This window comes from Pseudomonas sp. IT-P218 (assembly GCF_949767605.1).
GTDB classification, from domain to species: domain Bacteria; phylum Pseudomonadota; class Gammaproteobacteria; order Pseudomonadales; family Pseudomonadaceae; genus Aquipseudomonas; species Aquipseudomonas putida_AE.
This window is the reverse complement of the sequence record NZ_CATKQQ010000002.1, coordinates 195,772-219,796: the sequence shown is the minus strand read 5'-3', so window position 1 is coordinate 219,796 and position 24,025 is coordinate 195,772. Positions and strand designations below refer to the sequence as shown.

Annotated in this window: 21 protein-coding genes; 12 read left to right on the top strand and 9 right to left on the bottom strand. The window is 60.6% G+C overall.

What is annotated here, in order from left to right; genetic code table 11:
- Positions 1-15: 15 nt before the first annotated feature.
- The 6 genes from cysG to ACM6I6_RS01915 form a co-directional block, all read right to left on the bottom strand.
- On the bottom strand, positions 16-1,410 hold the full coding sequence (gene cysG, locus ACM6I6_RS01940; protein WP_406592020.1) for a siroheme synthase CysG: 1,395 nt from the start codon (positions 1,408-1,410) through the stop codon (positions 16-18).
- Positions 1,411-2,691: a serine--tRNA ligase gene (gene serS / locus ACM6I6_RS01935; protein ID WP_414919282.1), complete on the bottom strand. Its 1,281-nt coding sequence runs from the start codon at positions 2,689-2,691 to the stop codon at positions 1,411-1,413.
- A gap of 15 nt (positions 2,692-2,706) precedes the next feature.
- The gene (crcB, locus tag ACM6I6_RS01930) at positions 2,707-3,081 is read right to left on the bottom strand and encodes a fluoride efflux transporter CrcB (protein ID WP_274074770.1); all 375 of its coding nucleotides are present in this window, start codon (positions 3,079-3,081) and stop codon (positions 2,707-2,709) included.
- Entirely contained in the window at positions 3,081-4,403 is a 1,323-nt protein-coding gene (locus tag ACM6I6_RS01925) for a replication-associated recombination protein A (RefSeq protein WP_323608411.1), read from the bottom strand. The genes crcB and ACM6I6_RS01925 overlap by 1 nt, the downstream gene beginning before the upstream one ends.
- A 154-nt stretch (positions 4,404-4,557) precedes the next feature.
- Positions 4,558-5,181, bottom strand: a complete 624-nt coding sequence (gene lolA / locus ACM6I6_RS01920) for an outer membrane lipoprotein chaperone LolA (protein WP_414919281.1) — start codon at positions 5,179-5,181, stop codon at positions 4,558-4,560.
- 68 nt (positions 5,182-5,249) lie between these two features.
- Positions 5,250-7,691, bottom strand: a complete 2,442-nt coding sequence (locus tag ACM6I6_RS01915; RefSeq protein WP_406592019.1) for a DNA translocase FtsK — start codon at positions 7,689-7,691, stop codon at positions 5,250-5,252.
- Positions 7,692-7,965: 274 nt separating this feature from the next.
- Between ACM6I6_RS01915 and trxB the strand changes: the two genes are divergently transcribed.
- The 4 genes from trxB (at position 7,966) to infA (ending at position 10,762) form a co-directional block, all read left to right on the top strand.
- Positions 7,966-8,925, top strand: coding sequence for a thioredoxin-disulfide reductase (trxB, locus tag ACM6I6_RS01910; RefSeq protein WP_274074766.1), 960 nt, complete (start codon positions 7,966-7,968; stop codon positions 8,923-8,925).
- A gap of 62 nt (positions 8,926-8,987) precedes the next feature.
- Positions 8,988-9,668, top strand: coding sequence for a leucyl/phenylalanyl-tRNA--protein transferase (gene aat / locus ACM6I6_RS01905; protein WP_274074765.1), 681 nt, complete (start codon positions 8,988-8,990; stop codon positions 9,666-9,668).
- Positions 9,669-9,724: 56 nt separating this feature from the next.
- Entirely contained in the window at positions 9,725-10,432 is a 708-nt protein-coding gene (locus ACM6I6_RS01900) for an arginyltransferase (protein ID WP_274074764.1), read from the top strand.
- Positions 10,433-10,543: 111 nt separating this feature from the next.
- Positions 10,544-10,762, top strand: a complete 219-nt coding sequence (gene infA, locus ACM6I6_RS01895; RefSeq protein ID WP_002553999.1) for a translation initiation factor IF-1 — start codon at positions 10,544-10,546, stop codon at positions 10,760-10,762.
- 239 nt (positions 10,763-11,001) lie between these two features.
- Here the strand turns inward: infA and clpA are convergent, their stop codons facing one another.
- Positions 11,002-13,272, bottom strand: coding sequence for an ATP-dependent Clp protease ATP-binding subunit ClpA (gene clpA, locus ACM6I6_RS01890; protein ID WP_046817173.1), 2,271 nt, complete (start codon positions 13,270-13,272; stop codon positions 11,002-11,004).
- 30 nt (positions 13,273-13,302) lie between these two features.
- Positions 13,303-13,686 carry an ATP-dependent Clp protease adapter ClpS gene (gene clpS, locus ACM6I6_RS01885; RefSeq protein ID WP_020799529.1) on the bottom strand — a complete coding sequence of 128 codons (384 nt, stop codon included), beginning with the start codon at positions 13,684-13,686 and terminating at the stop codon, positions 13,303-13,305.
- Positions 13,687-13,910: 224 nt separating this feature from the next.
- On the opposite strand from clpS, the gene cspD reads away from it, so the two are divergent.
- Positions 13,911-14,177, top strand: a complete 267-nt coding sequence (gene cspD / locus ACM6I6_RS01880) for a cold shock domain-containing protein CspD (protein WP_414919280.1) — start codon at positions 13,911-13,913, stop codon at positions 14,175-14,177.
- An 80-nt stretch (positions 14,178-14,257) separates the two neighbouring features.
- On the opposite strand, the gene icd is transcribed toward cspD, so the two are convergent.
- A complete protein-coding gene (icd, locus tag ACM6I6_RS01875) occupies positions 14,258-15,514 on the bottom strand; it encodes an NADP-dependent isocitrate dehydrogenase (RefSeq protein WP_057399856.1) in 1,257 nt (418 codons plus the stop codon).
- Between the two features lie 495 nt (positions 15,515-16,009).
- Here icd and ACM6I6_RS01870 point away from each other — a divergent pair, with 495 nt between their 5' ends.
- The 7 genes from ACM6I6_RS01870 to ACM6I6_RS01840 all read left to right on the top strand — a co-directional run bounded on the left by ACM6I6_RS01870 (position 16,010) and on the right by ACM6I6_RS01840 (position 23,854).
- On the top strand, positions 16,010-18,235 hold the full coding sequence (locus ACM6I6_RS01870) for an NADP-dependent isocitrate dehydrogenase (protein WP_274074762.1): 2,226 nt from the start codon (positions 16,010-16,012) through the stop codon (positions 18,233-18,235).
- A gap of 190 nt (positions 18,236-18,425) precedes the next feature.
- A complete protein-coding gene (locus ACM6I6_RS01865; protein WP_274074761.1) occupies positions 18,426-18,872 on the top strand; it encodes an NUDIX hydrolase in 447 nt (148 codons plus the stop codon).
- A 59-nt stretch (positions 18,873-18,931) separates the two neighbouring features.
- Positions 18,932-20,065, top strand: coding sequence for a tRNA 2-thiouridine(34) synthase MnmA (gene mnmA / locus ACM6I6_RS01860; protein WP_274074760.1), 1,134 nt, complete (start codon positions 18,932-18,934; stop codon positions 20,063-20,065).
- The gene (gene hflD, locus ACM6I6_RS01855) at positions 20,062-20,685 is read left to right on the top strand and encodes a high frequency lysogenization protein HflD (protein ID WP_046817168.1); all 624 of its coding nucleotides are present in this window, start codon (positions 20,062-20,064) and stop codon (positions 20,683-20,685) included. Before mnmA ends, hflD begins: the two co-directional genes overlap by 4 nt.
- A 124-nt stretch (positions 20,686-20,809) precedes the next feature.
- The gene (purB, locus tag ACM6I6_RS01850; RefSeq protein ID WP_414919279.1) at positions 20,810-22,180 is read left to right on the top strand and encodes an adenylosuccinate lyase; all 1,371 of its coding nucleotides are present in this window, start codon (positions 20,810-20,812) and stop codon (positions 22,178-22,180) included.
- An 86-nt stretch (positions 22,181-22,266) separates the two neighbouring features.
- Positions 22,267-23,436 carry a cupin domain-containing protein gene (locus ACM6I6_RS01845; protein ID WP_274074759.1) on the top strand — a complete coding sequence of 390 codons (1,170 nt, stop codon included), beginning with the start codon at positions 22,267-22,269 and terminating at the stop codon, positions 23,434-23,436.
- Positions 23,429-23,854, top strand: coding sequence for a GNAT family N-acetyltransferase (locus ACM6I6_RS01840; RefSeq protein WP_032831798.1), 426 nt, complete (start codon positions 23,429-23,431; stop codon positions 23,852-23,854). Before ACM6I6_RS01845 ends, ACM6I6_RS01840 begins: the two co-directional genes overlap by 8 nt.
- Positions 23,855-24,025: the final 171 nt, after the last annotated feature.

Sequence of the window (24,025 nt, the reverse complement as noted above, 5' to 3'; positions counted from 1 at the left end):
GCGGCACCTCGGTCTCTAGACCTGCGCCTGAGCCCCTTCAAACCACGCCAGTTTCTCGCGCAGTTGCACCACTTCCCCCACGATCACCAATGTCGGAGCATGCACTTCATGCTCCGCCACCAGCCGTGGCAGGTCCGCCAACGTGCCGGTAAACACCCGCTGATTGACCGTGGTGCCCTGCTGGATCAACGCCGCAGGGGTATCCGCCCCGCGACCATGCTTGATCAACTGCTCGCAGATGCTCGGCAAGCCCACCAACCCCATGTAGAACACCAGGGTTTGCGCCGGCGCGACCAGGTCGGCCCAAGGCAGATCGCTGGAACCGTCCTTCAGGTGACCAGTGATGAACCGCACCGACTGCGCGTAATCGCGATGGGTCAGCGGTATCCCGGCATAGGCCGCGCAACCGCTGGCCGCCGTGATGCCTGGTACCACCTGGAACGGGATGCCATGAGCCGCCAGTTCCTCGATCTCCTCGCCACCACGGCCGAAGATGAACGGATCGCCACCCTTCAACCGCACCACGCGCTTGCCCTGTTTCGCCAGGTCGACCAATTGCTGGTTGATCTGGTCCTGGGGCACGGCGTGATCGGCGCGGCGCTTGCCGACGTAGACGCGCTCGGCATCGCGACGGCACAGCTCGAGAATCGCCGGCGCCACCAGGCGGTCGTAGAGCACCACGTCGGCTTGCTGCATCAGGCGCAAGGCCTTGAACGTCAGCAGGTCGGGATCACCTGGCCCTGCGCCCACCAGATAGACCTCACCGGTCGCCACTGGCGCTTCACCTTCGATTTTCGCCTGCAGCAAACGCTCGGCTTCACCGCCCTGCCCGGCCAGTTGCCGGTCGGCAATCGGGCCCTGGAAGACGTCTTCCCAGAACGCGCGACGCTGCTGCACATCCGGGAACAGCTTTTTCACCTGATGACGGAACCGCGCCGCCAGGCCAGCCAGCTGACCGTAGGTGGAAGGAATCCAGGTTTCGATCTTGGCGCGGATCAATCGCGCCAGTACCGGCGCATCGCCACCGCTGGACACGGCAATGATCAACGGCGAACGGTCGACGATCGCCGGGAAGATCACGCTGCACAAGGCCGGCGCATCCACCACGTTGACCGGCACGCAACGCCGATGGGCATCCTTTGAGACTTGTGCGTTCAGCGCTTCGTCGTCGGTGGCGGCAATGATCAGCACACAACCGTCCAGGTCCGCCTCGCCGTAACCGCGCGTGAGGCACTCGCCATCATGGGCGCTGACCAGCTCACGCAGCTGCGTTTCGATCTCAGGTGCGACCACCCGCAGCAGCGCACCGGCATCGGCCAGCAGGCGGGATTTGCGCAAGGCAATTTCCCCCCCACCGACGACCAACACACGACTGCCGCGAAGGTTATGGAACAGCGGCAGATAGTTCATTTAGCCGATGACCTCGAGGCCACCCATGTACGGCTTGAGTACCTCAGGAATACGGATCGAACTGTCGGCCTGCTGGTAGTTCTCCAGCACCGCCACCAGGGTACGACCGACCGCCAGGCCGGAACCGTTCAGGGTGTGTACCAGTTCCGGCTTGCCGGTTTCCGGGTTGCGGAAACGCGCTTGCATACGACGGGCCTGGAAGTCGCCGCAGTTGGAGCACGACGAGATTTCGCGGTATTTGTCCTGGCTCGGAATCCACACTTCCAGGTCGTAGGTCTTGACCGCGCTGAAGCCCATGTCGCCAGTGCACAGGGCAATGGTGCGATAAGGCAGTTCCAGCAGTTGCAGGACTTTCTCGGCGTTGGCGGTCAGGCCTTCCAGCGCTTCCATGGAGGTCGACGGCTCGACGATCTGTACCATCTCGACCTTGTCGAACTGATGCTGGCGGATCATGCCGCGGGTATCGCGACCCGATGCACCGGCTTCACTGCGGAAGCACGGCGTGTGCGCGACGAACTTGATCGGCAGCAGTTTCGAATCGACGATTTCGCCGGCGACAATGTTGGTCAGCGACACTTCGGCGGTCGGGATCAGGTACAGGTCGGCTTCGCCTTCGCGGGCGATCTTGAACAGGTCTTCTTCGAATTTCGGCAGTTGACCGGTACCTTGCAGTGCCGGAGCCTGGACCAGATAAGGCGTATAGGCCTCTTCGTAGCCGTGCTCGGTGACGTGCAGGTTGATCATGAACTGCGCCAGGGCGCGGTGCAGACGGGCGATAGGGCCGCGCAGCAACGCAAAGCGCGCGCCGGACAGCTTGGCGGCGGTCTCGAAGTCCAGCCAGCCGAATTTTTCGCCCAGGGCGACGTGGTCCTGCACCGGGAAGTCGAACGCGGTCGGCGTGCCCCAGCGGCGCACTTCGACGTTGCCGTCTTCGTCTTCGCCGATCGGCACCGATTCGTGCGGCAGGTTGGGAATGCCGAGCACGATGGCGTCCAGTTCGGTCTGGATCGCGTCCAGCTCGGTTTTACCGGCACTCAACTCGCCCGCCATGCGCTCGACGTCCGCCATCAACGGCGCGATGTCTTCGCCGCGTTGCTTGGCCTGACCGATGGATTTGGAGCGCGCGTTACGTTCAGCCTGCAGTGCTTCGGTGCGGGTCTGGACGGTCTTGCGCTGTTCTTCCAGCGCTTCGATGCGCGCGACATCCAGGGCAAAGCCACGGGATGCCAGGCGGTCCGCTACGTCCTGAAGGTTGCTACGTAACAGTTTGGAATCGAGCATGTCGGTCTCTCGTTATCAAAGTTTGGTCAAGGACAGGCCAGCCCAGGTGGCGAGCAGCCCGCCGAATACGCTGATGGCAGCATAGCCCAGGGCCAGAAGCACTTGCCCGCTTTCCAGCAGGCGCACCGTATCCAGTGAAAAGGATGAAAAAGTCGTCAGCCCTCCGAGGAAGCCGACGATCAACCCGGCGCGCACCTCGATCGGCACCTCCGGGCGTAGCAAAAACAGACCGTATAAAACGCCGATCAGCAAACAGCCGACGATATTAACGGCCAGCGTCGCGGTATAGAAGTGCCGCGGCCAATTAGCGTTGATCCAGTTACCCGTGGCAAAGCGTAGCAAGGTGCCGGCCGTTCCGCCGATGGACACTGCAATGATCAGGGGGAGCACTATTTTCTCCGCTGCCGGGGGCTCAGACGGTCGAGCTTGGCCAGGTGATTGAGCTTCTCGCCGATCTTCAATTCCAGGCCACGGGGCACCGGTTGATAGAAGGGTATCGGGTCGAGTTCTTCCGGGAAGTAATCTTCCCCGGCGGCGTAGGCATCCGGTTCGTCGTGGGCATAACGGTATTCGTCGCCATAACCGAGCTGCTTCATCAGCTTGGTCGGTGCGTTGCGCAGGTGCAGCGGCACTTCCAGCGAACCGTGTTCGGCGGCGGCACGCAGTGCGGTCTTGAAACCCATGTACACCGCGTTGCTCTTCGGCGCGCAGGCCAGATAGGTGATGGCCTGGGCCACCGCCAATTCGCCCTCGGGGCTGCCGAGGCGCTCCTGCACTTCCCACGCCGCCAGGCACAGGCTCAGCGCACGCGGGTCGGCATTGCCGATGTCTTCGCTGGCCATGCGCACCACGCGCCGGGCCAGGTACAGCGGATCGCAGCCGCCATCGATCATGCGCGCGAACCAGTACAGCGCGCCGTCGGGGTTGGAACCGCGCACGGATTTATGCAGCGCGGAGATCTGGTCGTAGAAGGCTTCGCCGCCCTTGTCGAAGCGCCGACGGGTATCGCCGAGCAGGCTTTGCAGCAGGTCGGTGCCGATCTCGCTGTTGTCTTCGGCCAGGTCCGAGGCGTTTTCCAACAGGTTGAGCAAGCGCCGGCCATCGCCATCAGCAGCCGACAGCAGCATCTGGAAGCCTTCATCGCTGAGGGTCAGGTTGCGCTTGCCCAGGCCGCGCTCTTCGGTCAACGCGCGGTGCACCAGTTTGCGCAGTGCGGCTTCGTCGAGGCTCTTGAGCACATAGACCCGCGCGCGGGAGAGCAAGGCGTTGTTGAGTTCGAACGAGGGGTTTTCCGTGGTCGCGCCGATGAAGATCAGCGTGCCGTCTTCGACATAGGGCAGGAACGCATCCTGCTGGGACTTGTTGAAGCGGTGCACTTCGTCGACGAACAGGATCGTCCGCCGGCCGTACTGCGCGGCCTGCTGCTTGGCGATTTCCACCGCCTGGCGGATTTCCTTCACCCCGGCCAGCACCGCCGACACCGTTTCGAAATGCGCCTCGGAGACTTCCGCGAGCAACCGCGCCAGGGTGGTCTTGCCCACTCCCGGCGGTCCCCAGAAAATCATCGAATGCAGGGCACCCTGCTCCAGGGCTTCGCGCAAGGGCTTGCCGCGAGCGAGCACGTGTTCCTGACCGACGTACTCGTCCAGGTTGGTCGCGCGCAGGCGGGCGGCCAGGGGCTGGGCGATGGGGGCGCTGCGAAACAGGTCCATGGCGTACGTTTAAAACCTCTAGTTAATCCTGAGATCGATGATTAACCCCTGTGGGAGCGGTCTTGCTCGCGAAGGCGGTGTATCAGTCACCTTCAATACTGAATGACACATCGCCTTCGCGAGCAAGCCCGCTCCCACAAGGGTTTTTTGCGTTTTATTCCTGGATCACGTCCGCACCCTTGGGGATGTCGAACTTGAACTTGGAAGCCGGGATCGGCTCGTTGGCCTTCACCCCGGTGAACAGGATATTGGTGCGCTGGCCGACGCTGTCGATCAGCTGCATATCGTTGACCAGGCCATTGCGGAACGACAGGCGCAGGCTGTCGAACAGAGTGTCCTTGGTTTTCGGCTTCAAGGTGAAGTCGATCACGCCGCCGGCTTCCTTGGCGCTGATATCGAAGCTCTGGCTGATCTTCGACACGTCACCGGACAGCAGCAACGCTGGGGTCTGGGTCAGGCGCTGGTCGAGGTTCTTGATGGTGGCCTGTTCCAGGTCCGGGTCCCACAGGGTGACCTTCTTGCCGTCGGAGACCATGGTCTGCTCGGCGGGCGCATTGGTGTGCCAATAGAACAGGCCCGGGCGCTGCAGCGACATTTCGCCGGCGGTTTCCTGCAACTGGGTACCCGAGCCATCCAGGGTCAGCTGGGAGAAACGCGCGGTCAGGGTCTGGGATTTTTCCAGCAATTGGGTCAGGCGTGCCACGTCCTTGTCATCGGCGTGGGCCGAGAGCGTGCTCAAAACCAGTACCGGCAGCAACAGCATGCGGATCAGACGCATGGGAGTCCTCATAACATTCGTGGGAGTGCGGGCGGCGCCTCAGGACGCCGCCCCTTTTCAGTGTCGGGTCAGTCGCGTACCGGGCCGGGGGCCAGGACTTCACGCGAACCGTTGGTGTTCATGGACGTCACGACCCCGGCCATTTCCATGGCTTCGATCATGCGGGCGGCGCGGTTGTAGCCGATCTTCAGCTTGCGCTGCACCGCGGAAATGGACGCACGACGGCTTTCCAGGACGAACTGCACCGCTTCGTCATACAGCGCGTCAGCTTCGGGATCATCGCCGTCGCCGCCACCGCTGCTGCCTTCAAAGCCGCTGCCCGCCTCTTCGACACCGTTGAGGATGTCGTCGTTGTATTCCGGCGCACCGCGCAGTTTCCAGGCCTCGACCACGCGATGAACCTCGTCGTCGGACACGAACGCGCCGTGAACCCGGATCGGCAGGCTGGTACCCGGCGGCATGTAGAGCATGTCACCGTGGCCGAGCAGTTGTTCAGCGCCGCCCTGGTCGATGATGGTCCGCGAGTCGATCTTGCTCGACACCTGGAACGCCATGCGGGTCGGGATGTTGGCCTTGATCAGGCCGGTGATCACGTCCACCGACGGACGCTGGGTCGCGAGGATCAGGTGGATACCCGCCGCCCGCGCCTTCTGGGCGATACGGGCGATCAGCTCTTCAACCTTCTTGCCGACGATCATCATCATGTCGGCGAATTCGTCGACCACCACCACGATGGTCGGCAGTTTCTGCAGCAACGGCGCCTCGTCGTGGATGCTTTCGCGCTTGTACAGCGGATCGCTCAACGGCTCGCCGGCGTCCTGCGCTTCCTTGACCTTGGCGTTGAAGCCGGACAGGTTACGCACGCCCATCTTCGCCATCAGCTTGTAGCGTCGCTCCATCTCGGCGACGCTCCAGCGCAGGGCGTTGGCGGCGTCCTTCATGTCGGTCACCACCGGGCACAGCAGGTGCGGAATGCCTTCGTAGATCGACAGCTCGAGCATTTTCGGGTCGATCATGATCAGCTTGGCATCTTCCGGGCCGGACTTGAACAGGATCGACAGGATCATCGCGTTCACACCCACCGACTTACCGGAACCGGTGGTACCGGCCACCAGCAGGTGCGGCATCTTCGCAAGGTCAGTGATCACCGGCTTGCCGCCGATGTCATGGCCCAGGGCCAGGGTGACCGGGGACTTGAAGTTGTCGTACTCGGGGGTCGACAGCACTTCGGAGAAGCGCACGATCTGCCGGTCTTCGTTGGGAATCTCGATACCGACCGTGGTCTTGCCCGGAATCACTTCCACCACCCGCACACTGGTCACGGCCAGGGAACGCGCCAGGTCCTTGGCGAGGTTGGCGATACGGCTGACCTTGACCCCTGCCGCCGGCTGGATCTCGTAACGGGTAATCACCGGACCCGGATGAATCGAGTCCACGGTGACTTCGACGCCGAATTCCTTGAGCTTGATTTCCAACAGGTGGCCGACGGCCGCCAGGGATTCGGGCGAGTAATTGAGCTGTTTCTTTTCCGCCGGGTCGAGAATCGAGATCGGCGGCAAGGTGCCTTCAACGGCGCTGTCGACGAACAACGGCGCCTGCTTCTCTTTTTCCACGCGCTTGCTCGGCGCTGGCGGCTTCGGTGGCGCCGGGGCGATCACCGGCGGCACCTGCTTCTCACGCTCGGACATGTGCTTGCTCAGGGCCTGCTCGCGTTCGATCAGGCGTTCCTTGACCTTGGCCTGCTCACGCTTGTCGGTGACGGTCGGCGCGACCACATCGTGCACGCGGTCATCGACTTCACGCAGTTGCGCAACCAGTTGTTTGCGCTCGACTCGGGCTGCCCACCAGCGATTGGCGGCGCCCTGGAACAGTTCGAACAGGTCGAGGGTGATCTTGCCGGTGACGTCCATCACCTTGAACCATGACAGGTCGGTGAACACCGTGAGGCCGAACAGGAACAGGGCGATGAACAGCAGCGTGCTGCCCTGGATGTTCAGCGCGTTCTTCGCCAGGTCGCCAAGGCTCTCGCCCAGCGCCCCGCCAGCGCCGGCCGGCAGACCGGTGGCAGCATGGAAATGGATGTGCGCCAGCGCGGCACCGGAAAGCACCAGGAACACCAGGCCGATCAGGCGCCAGGAGAACAGCCAGCCACTCCACTCCCACGGCTCGTGGCGTTGACGGAAGATCTGGTAGGCCTTGATCGCCAGCAACAGCGGGAAGATATAGGCAAAGTAACCCAGCACCATGAACAGGATATCGGCGCTGTAGGAGCCCGCCGGGCCGCCGAAGTTCTGCACGTCATCGATCTTGCTGTTGTGGCTCCAGCCCGGATCGTCCTTGCCATAGGTCAGCAAGGCCATCATCAGGAACAGGCACAACGCTCCGATGGCGATCAATGCACCTTCCTTGAGGCGGTAGTGCAAGTGCTGGCGCCAGAGTGGAACAACTGTTTTGGGTGCTACGGTGGATTTCTTCAAAACCTGCTTTTCCTGCGCCAACGGCGCGTCCATCTGTTAATGACTATGAAAAAACTGCCCAATCCAGGCAGGTAAAAAAGTTAACAGGCGTAACCGGGACTACTTTTAACACTGCGCATCGGTTTTCATAAACAGCAAATGCGCTGCCTATTTTGTTACAAACACTGTTACAGCGAGGCATTGTACGGGTTTGTACGGGCGATGCCATGCTGGCAACCCTTGGGTGTAGCATAGTCAACAGCACATGACGTGCGACTCAATTTGAGCACGCATTCTCTTTCGTGACAAAGGCTTATGAGGTGTTTTTATGAGCGAAGCGAAGCATTCCCGCCTGATCATCCTGGGTTCCGGTCCCGCGGGCTACAGCGCAGCCGTGTATGCCGCTCGCGCCAACCTCAAGCCCGTTGTCATTACCGGCATACAGGCAGGTGGCCAGCTCACCACCACCGTGGAAGTCGATAACTGGCCAGGCGATGTCGAAGGCCTGACCGGCCCGGTCCTGATGGAGCGCATGCAAAAACACGCCGAGCGCTTTGCCACCGAGATCGTTTACGACCACATCCATACCGCCAAGTTGCAACAGCGCCCCTTTGAACTCATCGGCGACAGCGGCACTTATACCTGCGACGCCCTGATTATTGCCACGGGTGCCTCGGCACAATATCTGGGGTTGCCCTCGGAAGAGACTTTCGCGGGCAAAGGGGTTTCTGCCTGCGCGACCTGCGACGGCTTCTTCTATCGCAAACAGGTGGTCGCGGTGGTGGGCGGTGGCAATACCGCCGTAGAAGAAGCGCTGTATCTGTCGAACATTGCCAGTGAAGTCCATCTGATTCACCGTCGCGACAAGTTGCGTTCGGAAAAGATTCTTCAGGACAAACTCTTCGAAAAAGCCGCCAAGGGCAATATCCGCCTGCACTGGAACCAGAACCTGGACGAGGTGCTGGGCGATTCCAGCGGCGTGACCGGCGCCCGCCTGCGCGACAGTCATACCGGTGCCATCACCGAGCTGCCGCTGACCGGCGTGTTCATCGCCATCGGCCACAAGCCCAATACCGACCTGTTCACCGGTCAACTGGAAATGCGCGATGGCTATCTGCTGGTCAAGGGCGGCAGCGAGGGCAATGCGACAGCCACCGCCATCGAAGGCGTGTTTGCCGCGGGCGACGTCGCTGATCACGTCTATCGCCAGGCCGTCACCTCCGCCGGCGCCGGCTGCATGGCCGCCCTGGACGCGGAAAAATACCTCGACGACATTCCCGTTGTTTGACCGCACACTTCACGGCGGGCGCTGCGCCCGCCCCGCCCTCCCCTTCTGCAAGCCCTGATGCCATGCTGACTTGGTTACAACGCAACACCCTGACGTTCCCGGCGCTGGAAAAGGCCATGCGCGATCCCAATGGATTGCTGGCGGCCGGTGGCGACCTGTCCGCCGACCGGTTGATCCAGGCTTACCGCCATGGCTGCTTCCCCTGGTTTTCCGAAGGCCAGCCGATTCTCTGGTGGTCGCCGGACCCTCGCACCGTGCTGTTTCCCGATGAACTGCATGTGTCCCGCAGCCTGAAGAAACTTCTGCGCCAACAACGCTACCAGGTGACCTTCGATCAGGATTTCGCCGCGGTCATCCGTGCCTGCGCCGCACCCCGGGAGTATGCGGACGGCACCTGGATCACCGATGCCATGCAGGACGCCTATATCGAGCTGCACAGGCGCGGCCATGCGCACTCAGTGGAAGTCTGGGACCAGGACGAACTGGTGGGCGGGCTGTACGGCCTGGCGATGGGCCAGCTGTTTTTCGGCGAATCCATGTTCAGCCTGGCCGACAACGCCTCCAAATTTGGCTTTGCCACACTGGTGCAACATCTGAAAGACTCGGGTTTTGTGCTCATCGACTGCCAGATGCCCACCGACCATTTGCACAGCCTGGGTGCCCGGGCGATTCCACGCCGCGAGTTTGCCGACTACCTGGCGCGGCATCTGGATCAACCCAATCATGCAACCTGGGTTTGCTGAGCGACTTTTGTCCGCGTGGCTTACACTTATTCAAAAGCTTATCCCGAGGGTTGATCATGACCGAGTTGGCGCGTTTGAAGTTTTATGCCACTCAACCCCACTCCTGCAGTTATCTGCCCGAGGAGCAGGCCACGACCCTGTTTCTCGACCCTAGCCAGCCCATGGATGTGCACGTCTATGCAGACCTGTCTGAAATGGGTTTTCGGCGCAGTGGCGACCATTTGTATCGACCCCATTGCCAGAATTGCAATGCGTGCGTACCGGCGCGCATTCCAGTCGGGCAATTCACCCCCAATCGTCAGCAAAAACGCATTTTCAAACGCAACGCCGACTTGCAGGTGCGCCCCGCAAAGCCGGGCTTCAGCGAAGAGTATTTCGATCTTTACCAGCGCTACATCGAAGAACGCCATGCCGATGGCGACATGTACCCACCCAGTCGCGATCAGTTTTCCACCTTCCTGGTCCGCGACCTGCCATTTTCCCGGTTCTACGAATTCCGCCTCCAGGGTCGATTGCTGGCCATTGCCGTCACCGACCTTCTGCCGAACGGTCTGTCGGCGGTCTACACCTTCTATGAACCCGCCGAAGAGCGCCGCAGCCTGGGGCGCTACGCCATCCTCTGGCAAATCGCCGAAGCCCGGCGACTGGGGCTGGATGCGGTTTACCTGGGCTACTGGATCAAGAACTGCAAAAAAATGAGCTACAAGACCCAGTATCGCCCCATCGAACTGCTGATAAACCAGCGCTGGGTCGTCCTGAACTAGAGCAGGCCCTAAACCCCTTGGCTTGAACACCCTTTTTCGGGCACAATGCACGCCGCTTTTGCCTGGCGCAGTTGCACCGGGCCATTCATTGGACACCGAGGGCTTTACTGCATGTCGAAAGAAGACAGCTTCGAAATGGAAGGCACTGTCGTCGACACCCTGCCCAACACCATGTTTCGTGTGGAGTTGGAAAATGGGCACGTCGTAACCGCGCATATTTCCGGCAAGATGCGCAAGAACTACATTCGTATTCTTACCGGTGACAAGGTGCGCGTCGAGCTGACGCCCTATGACTTGAGCAAAGGGCGCATCACTTACCGCGCTCGCTAATCAGGTCAATACAAGACGCCCGGCTTATGCCGGGCGTTTTTGTTTGCCTGCGATTTGATGCAGCACGCAAAACCAATGTGGGAGCGGGCTTGCTCGCGAAAGCGGCACATCAGTCAACATCGATGGTAAATGTTAAGCCGCCTTCGCGAGCAAGCCCGCTCCCACAGGGGATCGGTGTACACCTGACAGACAGCAAAAAGGCGCCTGTCGGCGCCCTTCTGCTTTGTTGCGGTTTGACGTCAGGCCATTTCAGCCGTGGTTTCGAACTCGAAGGTCAGCTCGCCGTCCTTGATGTCGATGTGGACCACACCGCCATGTTCGGCCAGTTCGCCAAAGAGGATCTCCTCCGCCAGTGGACGCTTGATCTTGTCCTGGATCAGGCGCGCCATCGGGCGAGCGCCCATTGCCGAGTCGTAACCGCCAGCCGCCAACCAGCTGCGGGCTGCATCGGTGACTTCCAGCAATACACGCTTGTCTTCCAGCTGCGCCTGAAGTTCGGTAAGGAACTTGTCCACCACGCTCTTGATGACCTCATGGCTGAGGCGACCAAACTGGATGATGGTGTCCAGACGGTTGCGGAACTCCGGCGTGAAGCTCTTCTTGATCACTTCCATCGCATCGGACGAGTGGTCCTGATGGGTGAAACCGATCGAAGCACGGGCTGCGGTTTCGGCACCGGCGTTGGTCGTCATGATGACGATCACGTTTCGGAAGTCGGCCTTGCGCCCGTTGTTGTCGGTCAGCGTCCCGTGGTCCATGACCTGCAGCAGCAGGTTGAAGACTTCCGGGTGCGCCTTCTCGATTTCATCGAGCAACAGCACGCAGTGTGGCTGCTTGGTGATGGCTTCGGTCAGCAGACCGCCCTGATCGAACCCGACATAGCCTGGAGGTGCACCGATCAGACGCGATACGGTGTGGCGCTCCATGTACTCGGACATGTCAAAGCGAATCAGCTCGACCCCCAGCGCCTTGGCCAACTGACGCGCCGCTTCGGTCTTACCGACACCGGTGGGACCGGCGAACAGGAACGAACCGACTGGCTTGTCAGGCGACTTGAGGCCGGCGCGGGACAGCTTGATCGCGGTCGCCAGCGAGTCGATCGCGGCATCCTGGCCAAATACCGTCAGCTTCAGGTCACGCTCAAGGTTACGCAGCAGCTCTTTATCGGAGCTGGTGACGTGTTTTGGCGGAATACGCGCGATTTTCGCGACGATGTCCTCGACTTGAGGCACTTCGATGCGTTTGACGCGCATTTCGATCGGTTGCAGGCGTTGGTAGGCACCCGCCTCGTCGATCACATCGATCGCCTTGTCCGGCATGTGCCGGTCATTGATGTAGCGCGAGGCCAGTTCGGCAGCGGCGCGCAGGGCCTCATCACTGTATTCGATATTGTGATGGGACTCGAAACGCCCTTTCAGGCCGCGCAGGATACCAATGGTGTCTTCCACCGAAGGCTCCGATACATCGACCTTCTGGAAGCGACGTGCCAAGGCACGGTCCTTCTCGAAGATCCCGCGGAATTCCTGGAAGGTGGTCGAGCCGATGCAACGGATATCACCGGACGACAGCAGCGGCTTGAGCAGGTTCGAGGCGTCCATGACGCCACCGGACGCGGCACCCGCACCGATGATGGTGTGGATCTCGTCGATGAACAGGATCGCCTGCGGACGTTTTTTCAGCTCATTGAGCAGCGCCTTGAAGCGCTTCTCGAAATCGCCGCGGTATTTGGTCCCGGCCAGCAGGGCACCCAGGTCGAGGGAGTACACCACGCTGTTGGCCAGCAGGTCCGGCACCTGGTTGTCGACAATGCGCTTGGCCAGGCCTTCGGCAATCGCGGTTTTACCCACGCCCGCCTCACCCACCAGCAGCGGATTGTTCTTGCGGCGACGGGCCAGGATCTGGGCGACGCGCTCGACTTCCAGCTCACGGCCTACCAATGGATCGATTCGACCCTGGCGCGCGAGTTCATTGAGGTTACTGGCATAAGCATCCAGTGGATTGCCTGAAGATGAAGACTCCCCGCCCTCGTCGTCCTGCATATCTTGCTCGCCCTCGGAGTGATCGCCGTGCCCTGGCACCTTGGAAATGCCGTGGGCGATGTAGTTGACGACATCGATACGGGCAACGCTCTGCTGTTTCAGCAGGAACACTGCCTGACTCTCTTGCTCACTGAAGATCGCGACCAGCACGTTGGCGCCAGTCACTTCGCGTTTGCCCGAGCTCTGTACGTGAAACACAGCACGTTGCAGGACACGCTGGAAGCCCAGGGTTGGCTGGGTCTCACGATCCTCGTCATGCACGGGGATCAGTGGCGTGGTGGAGTCGATGAACTCCTGCAGGTCATGCTTGAGTTTGTCGAGGTTCGCGCCGCACGCACGCAAAACGGTGGCGGCAGCCTCATTGTCCAATAGGGCCAGCAGCAGGTGTTCGACGGTCATGAATTCATGACGCTTCGAACGAGCCTCCTTGAAGGCAAGATTGAGGGTGACTTCGAGCTCGCGGTTTAACATAGCTTCACCTCATACCCAAGTGGTCGGCGATTAACCGTCCTTCTCGATTTCACAGAGTAGCGGATGCTGGCTTTCCCTGGCGTACTGGTTGACCTGCATGGCCTTTGTCTCGGCGATGTCGCGGGTAAACACTCCACATACTGCCCGCCCTTCTGTATGGACGGCCAGCATGACCTTGGTCGCCAGCTCGCGATTCAGGTTAAAAAACACCTCGAGCACTTCGACGACGAAATCCATCGGTGTGTAGTCATCATTGAACAAAACCACCTTGTACATCGGCGGCGCCTGTAAAGCAGGCTTGGCCTCCTGAACAGCAATGCCTGCGGAATCGTCGTCGTGTTCCTCCGGGCGATCTTTCTGGAGAGTCGGGCGATCCTGATTGAATGTTAGTCGAATCTGGCTGATTGCATGCATGGAAAGAAAGGTTCGTCAGTTGTGCAAATACAGTGGTGGGGGCGGTCTTGGGTGATTTCAACTCCGACTGCCTGGTCACCTTGACTATCGGCAAAACGGTGTTACAACCAATAGAGCCCACAGTGGGTAAAAAAGGTCCGCGGAGTCAACTTTTTTTCTAAGAAGTGACTGCGGATGTACTGGATGATACTCCAGTGATGGAGTCTGTTGCAGAGGGAGTTGGTATGTCAGGTGTCAAGGTCGGTGGCAAGGTGAAATGGTTCAACAACGCCAAGGGTTACGGTTTCATCAACGAGGATGGCAAGACAGAAGACCTGTTTGCCCACTACTCGGCCATTCAAATGGACGGTTATAAAACCCTGAAGGCCGGTCAAGCCGTCGTCTTCGAGATCATCCAGGGGCCCAAGGGGCTGCACGCCGTCAACATTGGCAACCCTGTCGATAGCACAAATGCCGTGACCCCTGCTACGCAACAAACCGTTACCGTTTAACGCAGCAGCGTCATCCAGTCATAAAAAAACCGCCCGACTCAATCGCTTGAGCCGGGCGGTTTTCGCATTCCCGGATTTTCTTACATGTGCGAGATCAGCGCATCACCGAAGCCGGACGAGGAAACCAGCTTCGCGCCTTCCATCAGACGCTCAAAGTCATAGGTCACGGTCTTGGCGGAAATCGCGCCGTTGGTGCCCTTGATGATCAGGTCGGCCGCTTCGGTCCAGCCCATGTGGCGCAACATCATTTCAGCCGACAGGATCAACGACCCCGGGTTGACCTGGTCCTTGCCGGCGTATTTCGGCGCGGTACCGTGGGTGGCTTCGAACATGGCCACGGTGTCGGACAGGTTGGCGCCCGGTGCGATACCGATACCGCCCACTTCCGCCGCCAGGGCATCGGAGAGGTAGTCGCCGTTGAGGTTCAGGGTCGCGATCACATCGTATTCCGCGGGGCGCAGCAGGATCTGCTGGAGCATGGCGTCGGCGATGGCGTCCTTGACGACAACGTTCTTGCCGGTTTTCGGGTTCTTGAACTGCATCCAGGGACCGCCGTCGAGCAGGGTCGCGCCGAACTCTTCGGCCGCCACTTCATAGGCCCATTCCTTGAAGGCACCTTCGGTGAACTTCATGATGTTGCCTTTGTGCACGATGGTCAGCGAATCGCGATCGTTGTCGACCACATATTGCAGGGCCTTGCGCGCCAGGCGCTTGGTGCCTTGCAGGGAAACCGGCTTGACGCCGATACCGCAGTTTTCGTCGAAACGGATCTTGGTGACGCCCATCTCTTCTTTAAGGAACTTGATGACCTTGGTGGCTTCCGGGGTACCGGCCTTCCACTCGATGCCGGCATAGATGTCTTCGGAGTTCTCGCGAAAGATCGTCATGTCGACGTCGCCTGGCTTCTTGACCGGGCTTGGCACGCCTTCGAACCAGCGCACCGGGCGCAGGCAGACGTACAGGTCGAGTTGCTGGCGCAGGGCCACGTTGAGGGAACGGATACCGCCACCGACCGGCGTGGTCAGGGGGCCCTTGATGGAAACCACGTAATCCTTGACCGCGTCCAGGGTTTCCTGAGGCAGCCAGGTGTCCTGATCGTAGACCTGGGTCGCTTTTTCCCCGGCGTACACTTCCATCCAGGAAATCTTGCGCTCGCCGCCGTAAGCCTTTTTCACAGCAGCATCGACAACCTTGATCATGACCGGGCTGATGTCGACACCAATGCCGTCGCCTTCGATGAAAGGAATGATCGGGTTATTAGGAACATTGAGAGAATGGTCTGCATTGACGGTGATTTTGTCGCCGACGGCTGGAACCTGAATCTTCTTGTAACCCATGCTGAACTCCATTGATTGGATTGAACATCTGGCTTGGTTCGAGCGTAACCCAGTTAAATCGGCGCGCAAACCCTATGTTCTATCGATATGCCGCAAAGCCATACAACCTGCGCCCTACAAGCCTGAAATCAAAGGGAAAAGCGCCAAACTCAAGCACGACGAACGACCTTACGCCTTGCTCGCCCCTGCGACCTTTAGACCAATGGACGACAAACGTTGTGTATGAACCATCGGCAGATTGCCAGCTACCTATGTATAATGCCGCCGCTGACTAAAGGGTCACGTCAGGTTGAACAGCTCTACGACGAGTGTTTCCACCCGATGAGACGGTCTGCTACCGCAGCCCGCCTACTTGACGCCCTACTTGATGCACCCAACATCACAGCAACGAAATCTCGATATTCGGCTCATGGATGACTTTGAACGAACGCGCTTACCCGGCGCCCCTCGAGTTTCTGCGCACGCTTTAGCAAAGAAGAGAGAGTTAATCCGAATATGCCCACCCGCTCGAAGATCATCTATACCTTCACCGACGAAGCTCCCGCCCTCGCCACCTATTCACTGTTGCCTATCGTAGAGGCGTTCACCGCCTCGGCTGATATCGCCGTTGAAACCCGCGATATCTCTCTTGCAGGGCGTATCCTGGCCAGCTTCCCCGAGCAATTGGGTGACAAAGCCGTAGCCGACCACCTCGCCGAACTGGGCGCCCTGGCCGTTACGCCTGAAGCCAACATCATCAAGCTGCCAAACATCAGCGCCTCGGTTCCGCAGCTGCAAGCCGCGATCAAGGAACTGCAGGCCCAGGGCTACGCCCTGCCGGACTATCCGGAAACCGTGAGCAGCGACGCCGACAAAGAAGCCAAGGCCCGTTACGACAAGGTCAAGGGCAGCGCCGTGAACCCGGTACTGCGCGAAGGCAACTCCGACCGTCGCGCGCCGCTGTCGGTGAAGAACTACGCGCGCAAGCACCCGCACAAAATGGGCGCCTGGGCTGCTGACTCCAAATCCCACGTTGCACACATGAGCAGCGGTGACTTCTACGGCAGCGAAAAAGCCGCCCTGATCGACGCTGCTGGCGCCGTGAAGATCGAACTGATCGCTCAAGACGGCACCACCACCGTCCTGAAAGAAAAGACCACCGTTCAGGTTGGCGAGATCCTCGACTGCGCCGTCATGAGCAAAAACGCTCTGCGTGCTTTCATCGCCGCTGAAATCGAAAGCGCCAAGGCCCAGGGCGTGCTGCTGTCGGTTCACCTGAAAGCGACCATGATGAAGGTCTCCGACCCGATCATGTTCGGCCAGATCGTTGCCGAGTTCTACAAGGACGCACTGGCCAAGCACGCTGACGTGCTGGCGCAGATCGGCTTCAACCTGAACAACGGCATCGGCGACCTGTACGCTCGCATCAAGGCCCTGCCGGCCGAGCAACAAGCGCAGATCGAAGCCGACATCCAGGCGGTCTACGCCGTTCGTCCATCCCTGGCGATGGTCAACTCCGACAAGGGCATCACCAATCTGCACGTGCCGAGCGACGTCATCGTCGACGCCTCGATGCCAGCCATGATCCGTGACTCCGGCAAGATGTGGGGCACCGACGGCCAGCTGCACGACACCAAGGCCGTGATCCCGGATCGCTGCTACGCCACCATCTACCAGGCGGTCATCGAAGACTGCAAGGCCAATGGCGCGTTCGATCCAACCACCATGGGCAGCGTGCCGAACGTTGGCCTGATGGCGAAAAAAGCCGAAGAGTACGGCTCCCACGACAAGACTTTCCAGATCAAGACCAACGGTGTAGTCCGCGTGACCGACACCAACGGCACCCTGCTGCTGGAACAGTCGGTTGAAGCCGGCGACATCTTCCGCATGTGCCAGACCAAAGACGCGCCGATCCAGGACTGGGTCAAACTCGCCGTCAACCGTGCTCGCGCAAGCAGCACGCCAGCGATCTTCTGGCTGGACCCGATGCGCGCCCACGACGGCGTGGTGATCGAGAAAGTCCAGGCTTACCTGAAGGATCACGACACGGCCGGCCTGGACATCCAGATCATGGCGCCAGTCGACGCGATGAAGTTCACCCTGCAGCGCACCCGCGAAGGCAAGGACACCATCTCGGTGACCGGCAACGTCCTGCGCGACTACCTGACCGACCTGTTCCCGATCATGGAACTGGGCACCAGCGCCAAGATGCTGTCGATCGTGCCGCTGATGAACGGCGGTGGCCTGTTCGAAACCGGCGCCGGCGGTTCGGCTCCGAAGCACGTGCAGCAACTGCTGGAAGAGAACTTCCTGCGTTGGGATTCGCTGGGTGAATTCCTGGCCCTGGCCGCGTCCCTGGAACACCTGGGCGTGACCTACAACAACCCCAAGGCGCTGGTTCTGGCCAAGACCCTGGACCAGGCCACCGGCCAGTTCCTGGACAACAACAAGTCGCCATCGCGTAAAGTCGGCAACATCGACAACCGCGGCAGCCACTTCTACCTGGCGCTGTACTGGGCCCAGGCCCTGGCTGCCCAGACCGAAGACACTGCACTGCAAGCGCAGTTCGCGACCCTGGCCAAGACCCTGACCGAGAACGAGGCGACCATCGTTGCCGAGCTCAACGCCGTCCAGGGCAAGCCAGTGGACATCGGCGGTTACTACCACGCCGACGCCGAGCTGATCAGCAAGGCCATGCGTCCTAGCGCAACTTTCAACGCAGCGGTTGCAGCGTTGGTTTAAGGTTGTAAGGAAGCACCACAAACCCCGGCCATGTGCCGGGGTTTGTGTTTTCAGAATTCACACAATCCCCTGTAGGAGCTGGCTTGCCAGCGATGGCGGCCTACCATTCAACATTGAGGGCGGCTGATCCACCGCATTCGCTGGCAAGCCAGCTCCTACAGGGGCAGCATTTCAACATTGAGGGAATTTTATGGAGTGGAAACCCCACATCACCGTCGCCACCATCGTCGAAGACAACGGCCGCTTCCTGATGGTCGAGGAACTCAAGCACGGACGCGTGGTGCTCAACCAGCCCGCCGGCCACCTGGACCCGGACGAAACCCTGACCGAAGCCGCCGTGCGTGAAACCCTCGAAGAAACCGGCTGGGACGTCGAACCCACCGGCGTACTGGGCATTTATCTCTATACCGCCCCAAGCAACGGCGTCACCTACCAACGGGTCTGCTTCATCGCCAAAGCGCTGAAACATCACCCCGAGTATCAACTGGACGACGGCATCGTCGGCGCCAAGTGGTTGACCCGCGAGGAATTAATCGAGCAGCGCGACAACTGGCGCAGCGAGCTGATCATGCGTTGCATCGACGACTATCGGGCCGGTATTCGCTTCGGTCTCGAATTGATCCGTCCTTCTCTTTAGCCTTGCGGGCTTCGGCCTGTTAGAATCGCGTCCTTTTTCAAGACACTCATTGAATCCCTATGCGTGATCCAGCCCCTTCTGACACACAAAAGAAGCGCGTCATTGTCGGCATGTCCGGCGGCGTGGACTCTTCCGTATCCGCCCTCCTGCTGATCGAGCAGGGCTATGAGGTGGAAGGCCTGTTCATGAAGAACTGGGAAGAAGACGACGGAACCGAATACTGCACCGCCATGGATGACCTGGCGGACGCCCAGGCCGTGTGCGACAAGATTGGCATCAAGCTGCACACCGCCAATTTCGCCGCCGAGTACTGGGACAACGTGTTCGAGCACTTCCTGGCCGAATACAAGGCCGGCCGCACGCCGAACCCGGACATCCTGTGCAACCGGGAGATCAAGTTCAAGGCGTTCCTCGACTACGCCATGATGCTCGGCGCCGACCTGATCGCCACTGGCCACTACGTGCGTCGCCGCGACATCGACGGCCGCACCGAGTTGCTCAAGGGCCTGGACCCGAACAAGGACCAGAGCTACTTCCTGCACGCCGTGGGTGGTGAGCAGATCGCCAAGACCCTGTTCCCGGTCGGCGAGCTGGAAAAACCGCAGGTGCGGGCGATTGCCGAGAAATACGAGTTGGCGACCGCGAAGAAAAAGGATTCCACCGGCATCTGCTTTATCGGTGAACGCCGCTTCAGCGACTTCCTCAAGCAATACCTGCCGGCGCAACCGGGCGAGATCAAGACCACCGAAGGCGAAATCATCGGCCGCCACCATGGCCTGATGTACCACACCATCGGCCAACGCCAGGGCCTGGGCATCGGCGGCCTGAAAGACGCCAGTGACGAGCCGTGGTACGTGCTGATCAAGGATCTTGCGCACAACGAACTGATCGTCGGCCAGGGTAACGATCACCCGTGGCTGTTCTCCCGCGCCCTGCTCGCCTCGGACATCTATTGGGTCAACCCGATCGACCTGAGCCAGCCGCGCCAGCTGACCGCCAAGGTTCGTTATCGCCAGAGCGACCAGCCCTGCACACTGGAGAAGACCGCCACCGGTTACCGCGCGACCTTCGACGACCCGCAACGCGCGGTCACCCCGGGCCAGTCCGTGGTGTTCTACGACGGCGAAATCTGCCTCGGCGGCGGCGTCATTGAAGTGGCTGAACCCTGGACCAGCAAAGGCCAGGCTCAATGACCCCCACTCAGGAGCAACTGACGGCCCTCGGCGGTGTATTCCTGGCTGCCGTGCTGGTCGACAAGATCGCCAAGACCGGCCAGACCAACGAGGCTGGCCTGACCTGCATGCTCGGCAGCCTGCTGATCCGCGACCCGAAGGACACCCTGGAGGTCTACGGCGGCGACGACATCAACCTGCGCGAAGGCTATCGCGCATTGATCGGCGCCCTCGAACGCGATCCGAGCGCCCTGCAGCGTGAGCCGCTGCGTTATGCCCTGGCGATGCTTGGCCTGGAACGTCAATTGGCCAAGCGCAGCGACATGCTGGACGTGATCGGCAAACGCCTGCCGCAGATCCAGTCCCAGGTCGAGCACTTCGGCCCGGCCCACGAAAACGTGATCGCCGCCTGCGGCGCGCTGTATCAGGACACCCTGAGCACCCTGCGCCAACGCATCCAGGTGCACGGCGACATGCGCAACCTGCAGCAACCGAGCAACGCCTCGAAAATTCGTGCCCTGCTGCTGGCCGGCATCCGTTCGGCACGGCTGTGGCGGCAATTGGGCGGTCATCGCTGGCAACTGGTGATCAGCCGCCGCAAATTGCTCAAAGAGCTTTACCCATTGATGCGTAACGAATAACCCGCATCGACAGCACTGAACTCAGCAATACGCGTAATACGCCGGTCAGTTGGCGACGGACCGGCGGATTTTTTCATGTATGATACGCGCCCCATTTCGTTGCCCGACTGTCCGAGAACACCCCATGCAGCTTTCTTCGCTCACTGCGGTTTCCCCTGTTGACGGCCGCTACGCCGGCAAAACCCAGGCCCTGCGCCCAATTTTCAGCGAGTACGGCCTGATCCGTGCCCGCGTCCTGGTTGAAGTGCGCTGGCTCCAGCGCCTGGCCGCTCACCCTGCCATCAGCGAAGTGCCGGCGTTCTCCGCCGAAGCCAACGCTGTGCTGAACACCCTGGCGGAAAACTTCTCCCTGGAGCACGCCGAGCGTGTCAAGAAGATCGAGCGCACCACCAACCACGACGTAAAAGCCATCGAATACCTGCTCAAGGAGCAGGCGGCCAAGCTGCCGGAACTGGCCAAGGTCAGCGAATTCATCCACTTTGCCTGCACCAGCGAGGACATCAACAACCTGTCCCACGCCCTGATGCTGCGCGAAGGCCGTGATGATGTGATGCTGCCGCTGATGCGCCAGACCGCCAACGCCATCCGCGAACTGGCCATCCGTTTCGCCGACGTGCCGATGCTGTCGCGCACTCACGGTCAACCGGCTTCGCCGACCACCCTGGGTAAAGAGCTGGCGAACGTGGTTTACCGTCTGGAGCGCCAGATCGCTCAAGTCGCTGCCGTACCGCTGCTGGGCAAGATCAACGGCGCTGTGGGTAACTACAACGCGCACCTGTCGGCCTACCCTGAGATTGACTGGGAAGCCAACGCTCGCGCTTTCATCGAAGACGAGCTGGGCCTGGGCTTCAACCCGTACACCACGCAGATCGAACCGCACGACTACATCGCCGAGCTGTTCGACGCCATCGCGCGCTTCAACACCATCCTGATCGACTTCGACCGCGACATCTGGGGCTACATCTCCCTGGGTTACTTCAAGCAGCGCACCATCGCTGGCGAAATCGGTTCGTCGACCATGCCGCACAAGGTCAACCCGATCGACTTCGAAAACTCCGAAGGCAACCTGGGTATTGCCAACGCACTGTTCCAGCACCTGGCGAGCAAACTGCCGATCTCCCGCTGGCAGCGCGACCTGACCGACTCCACCGTACTGCGCAACCTCGGTGTCGGCTTCGCCCACAGCGTGATCGCGTACGAAGCCAGCCTCAAAGGCATCAGCAAGCTGGAGCTCAACGAGCAGAAGATTGCCGCTGACCTGGACGCTTGCTGGGAAGTGCTGGCCGAGCCGATCCAGACCGTGATGCGTCGCTACAACATCGAAAACCCGTACGAAAAGCTGAAAGAATTGACCCGTGGCAAGGGCATCAGCCCTGAAGCGCTGCAGACTTTCATCGACGGCCTGGACATGCCAGCCGCGGCCAAGGCCGAGCTGAAACTGCTCACCCCGGCCAACTACATTGGCAACGCTGTAGCGCAAGCCAAGCGCATCTGATCGACCGCTAGACCCGTTTAAGACGCCCGGCCGCGCCGGGCGTTTTTATTCCCGTATGAAAAGTGCTTTTTTTCAATAGGTTACACATGAATCCTGACATTCCTCTTCAACTTCTGGGCGGCATCACGGCACGCGAATTCCTGCGCGACTACTGGCAGAAAAAACCGTTGCTGATCCGTCAGGCGATTCCCGATTTCGAAAGCCCGATCGACGCCGACGAACTAGCCGGCCTGGCGCTGGAAGAAGAAGTCGAATCGCGTCTGGTGATCGAGAACGGCGAGCGCCCTTGGGAATTGCGTCGCGGCCCGTTCGCCGAAGACGAATTCAGCAAACTGCCGGAACGCGAGTGGACCCTGCTGGTGCAGGCCGTGGACCAGTTCGTGCCGGAAGTCAGCGAACTGCTGGAAAACTTCCGCTTCCTGCCGAGCTGGCGCATCGACGACGTGATGATCAGCTTCGCCGCCCCCGGTGGCAGCGTTGGCCCGCATTTCGACAACTACGACGTGTTCCTGCTGCAAGGCCATGGCAAGCGCAACTGGAAAATCGGCCAGATGTGCGACTCCGAAAGCCCGCTGCTGCAACACGCGGACCTGCGCATCCTCGCCGAATTCGAAGCCACCGATGAGTGGGTCCTGGAACCGGGCGACATGCTCTACCTGCCGCCGCGCCTGGCCCATTGCGGCGTGGCCGTCGATGACTGCCTGACCTACTCGGTCGGTTTCCGTGCACCGAGCGCCGCTGAAGTGCTGACCCACTTCACCGACTTCCTCAGCCAGTTCCTGCCGGACGAAGAGCGCTACACCGACGCCGACGCCCAGCCGGTGGCGGATCCGCATCAGATCCAGCACGACGCCCTCGATCGCCTCAAAGGCCTGCTGGCCGAGCATATGAGCGACGAGCGCCTGCTGCTGACCTGGTTCGGCCAGTTCATGACCGAGCCGCGTTACCCGGAACTGGTGGTCGGCCCGGAAGATCTCGAAGAAGACGACGTCCTCGGCGCGCTGGAACAAGGCGCGGTGCTGATCCGCAACCCGAGCGCACGCCTGGCCTGGTCGGAAGTCGATGACGACCTGCTGCTGTTCGCCAGCGGCCAGAGCCGTTACCTGCCGGGCAAACTGCGCGAGTTGTTGAAGATGATCTGCGCGGCCGACGCCTTGCACGTCGACAACCTGGGTGACTGGCTGGCCGACGAAGACGGCCGCGGCCTGCTGTGCGAACTGGTCAAGCAAGGAAGCCTGGGGTTTGCCGATGAATAAGATTCACGTACGTGTCGCAGACTGGCAGAAAGACAACGCCGAGATCCGGCGCATTCGTGAAGCGGTGTTCGTCGCCGAGCAATCCGTTCCGCCCGAGCTGGAATGGGATGCCGATGATGTGACGGCCGTGCATTTCCTCGCCCTCGAAGGCGACTTTCCCGTGGGCACCGCCCGCCTGCTGCCCGACGGTCACGTCGGCCGGGTGTCGGTCCTCAAGGACTGGCGCGGTCTGAAAGTCGGCGATGCACTGATGCACGCGGTGATCGGCGAAGCCGAAGAGCGCGGGCTGAAGCAGCAGATGCTCAGCGCCCAGGTGCAAGCCACGGCGTTCTATGAGCGCCTGGGCTTCCACATGGTCAGCGAGGAGTTCCTGGAAGCCGGGATTCCGCATGTGGACATGGTTCGCCATTCGGCCTGATACCGAGTCGCGGCCTTCGCGAGCAAGCCCGCTGCCACAATTGGAATGCATTCCCCTGTGGGAGCGGGCTTGCTCGCGAAGAGGCCAGTAGGCACACCACAAAACGCCCCGCCATTTTCGGATGCCGGGGCGTTTTGCTGTCTAGCATTAAACTTGCCCCCTCCCAGGCCG

Excerpts from the sequence above, each read along its gene's own strand:
- serS (WP_414919282.1), bottom strand. The coding sequence starts at position 2,691 with ATGCTCGATTCCAAACTGTTACGTAGCAACCTTCAGGACGTAGCGGAC.
- hflD (WP_046817168.1), top strand. The coding sequence starts at position 20,062 with ATGACCCCCACTCAGGAGCAACTGACGGCCCTCGGCGGTGTATTCCTG.
- ACM6I6_RS01870 (WP_274074762.1), top strand. The coding sequence starts at position 16,010 with ATGCCCACCCGCTCGAAGATCATCTATACCTTCACCGACGAAGCTCCC.
- aat (WP_274074765.1), top strand. The coding sequence starts at position 8,988 with ATGCTGACTTGGTTACAACGCAACACCCTGACGTTCCCGGCGCTGGAA.
- purB (WP_414919279.1), top strand. The coding sequence starts at position 20,810 with ATGCAGCTTTCTTCGCTCACTGCGGTTTCCCCTGTTGACGGCCGCTAC.
- ACM6I6_RS01865 (WP_274074761.1), top strand. The coding sequence starts at position 18,426 with ATGGAGTGGAAACCCCACATCACCGTCGCCACCATCGTCGAAGACAAC.
- clpS (WP_020799529.1), bottom strand. The coding sequence starts at position 13,686 with ATGCATGCAATCAGCCAGATTCGACTAACATTCAATCAGGATCGCCCG.
- ACM6I6_RS01925 (WP_323608411.1), bottom strand. The coding sequence starts at position 4,403 with ATGGACCTGTTTCGCAGCGCCCCCATCGCCCAGCCCCTGGCCGCCCGC.
- mnmA (WP_274074760.1), top strand. The coding sequence starts at position 18,932 with ATGCGTGATCCAGCCCCTTCTGACACACAAAAGAAGCGCGTCATTGTC.
- cysG (WP_406592020.1), bottom strand. The coding sequence starts at position 1,410 with ATGAACTATCTGCCGCTGTTCCATAACCTTCGCGGCAGTCGTGTGTTG.
- trxB (WP_274074766.1), top strand. The coding sequence starts at position 7,966 with ATGAGCGAAGCGAAGCATTCCCGCCTGATCATCCTGGGTTCCGGTCCC.
- clpA (WP_046817173.1), bottom strand. The coding sequence starts at position 13,272 with ATGTTAAACCGCGAGCTCGAAGTCACCCTCAATCTTGCCTTCAAGGAG.
- ACM6I6_RS01840 (WP_032831798.1), top strand. The coding sequence starts at position 23,429 with ATGAATAAGATTCACGTACGTGTCGCAGACTGGCAGAAAGACAACGCC.
- cspD (WP_414919280.1), top strand. The coding sequence starts at position 13,911 with ATGTCAGGTGTCAAGGTCGGTGGCAAGGTGAAATGGTTCAACAACGCC.
- infA (WP_002553999.1), top strand. The coding sequence starts at position 10,544 with ATGTCGAAAGAAGACAGCTTCGAAATGGAAGGCACTGTCGTCGACACC.
- lolA (WP_414919281.1), bottom strand. The coding sequence starts at position 5,181 with ATGCGTCTGATCCGCATGCTGTTGCTGCCGGTACTGGTTTTGAGCACG.
- icd (WP_057399856.1), bottom strand. The coding sequence starts at position 15,514 with ATGGGTTACAAGAAGATTCAGGTTCCAGCCGTCGGCGACAAAATCACC.
- ACM6I6_RS01915 (WP_406592019.1), bottom strand. The coding sequence starts at position 7,691 with ATGGACGCGCCGTTGGCGCAGGAAAAGCAGGTTTTGAAGAAATCCACC.
- ACM6I6_RS01900 (WP_274074764.1), top strand. The coding sequence starts at position 9,725 with ATGACCGAGTTGGCGCGTTTGAAGTTTTATGCCACTCAACCCCACTCC.
- ACM6I6_RS01845 (WP_274074759.1), top strand. The coding sequence starts at position 22,267 with ATGAATCCTGACATTCCTCTTCAACTTCTGGGCGGCATCACGGCACGC.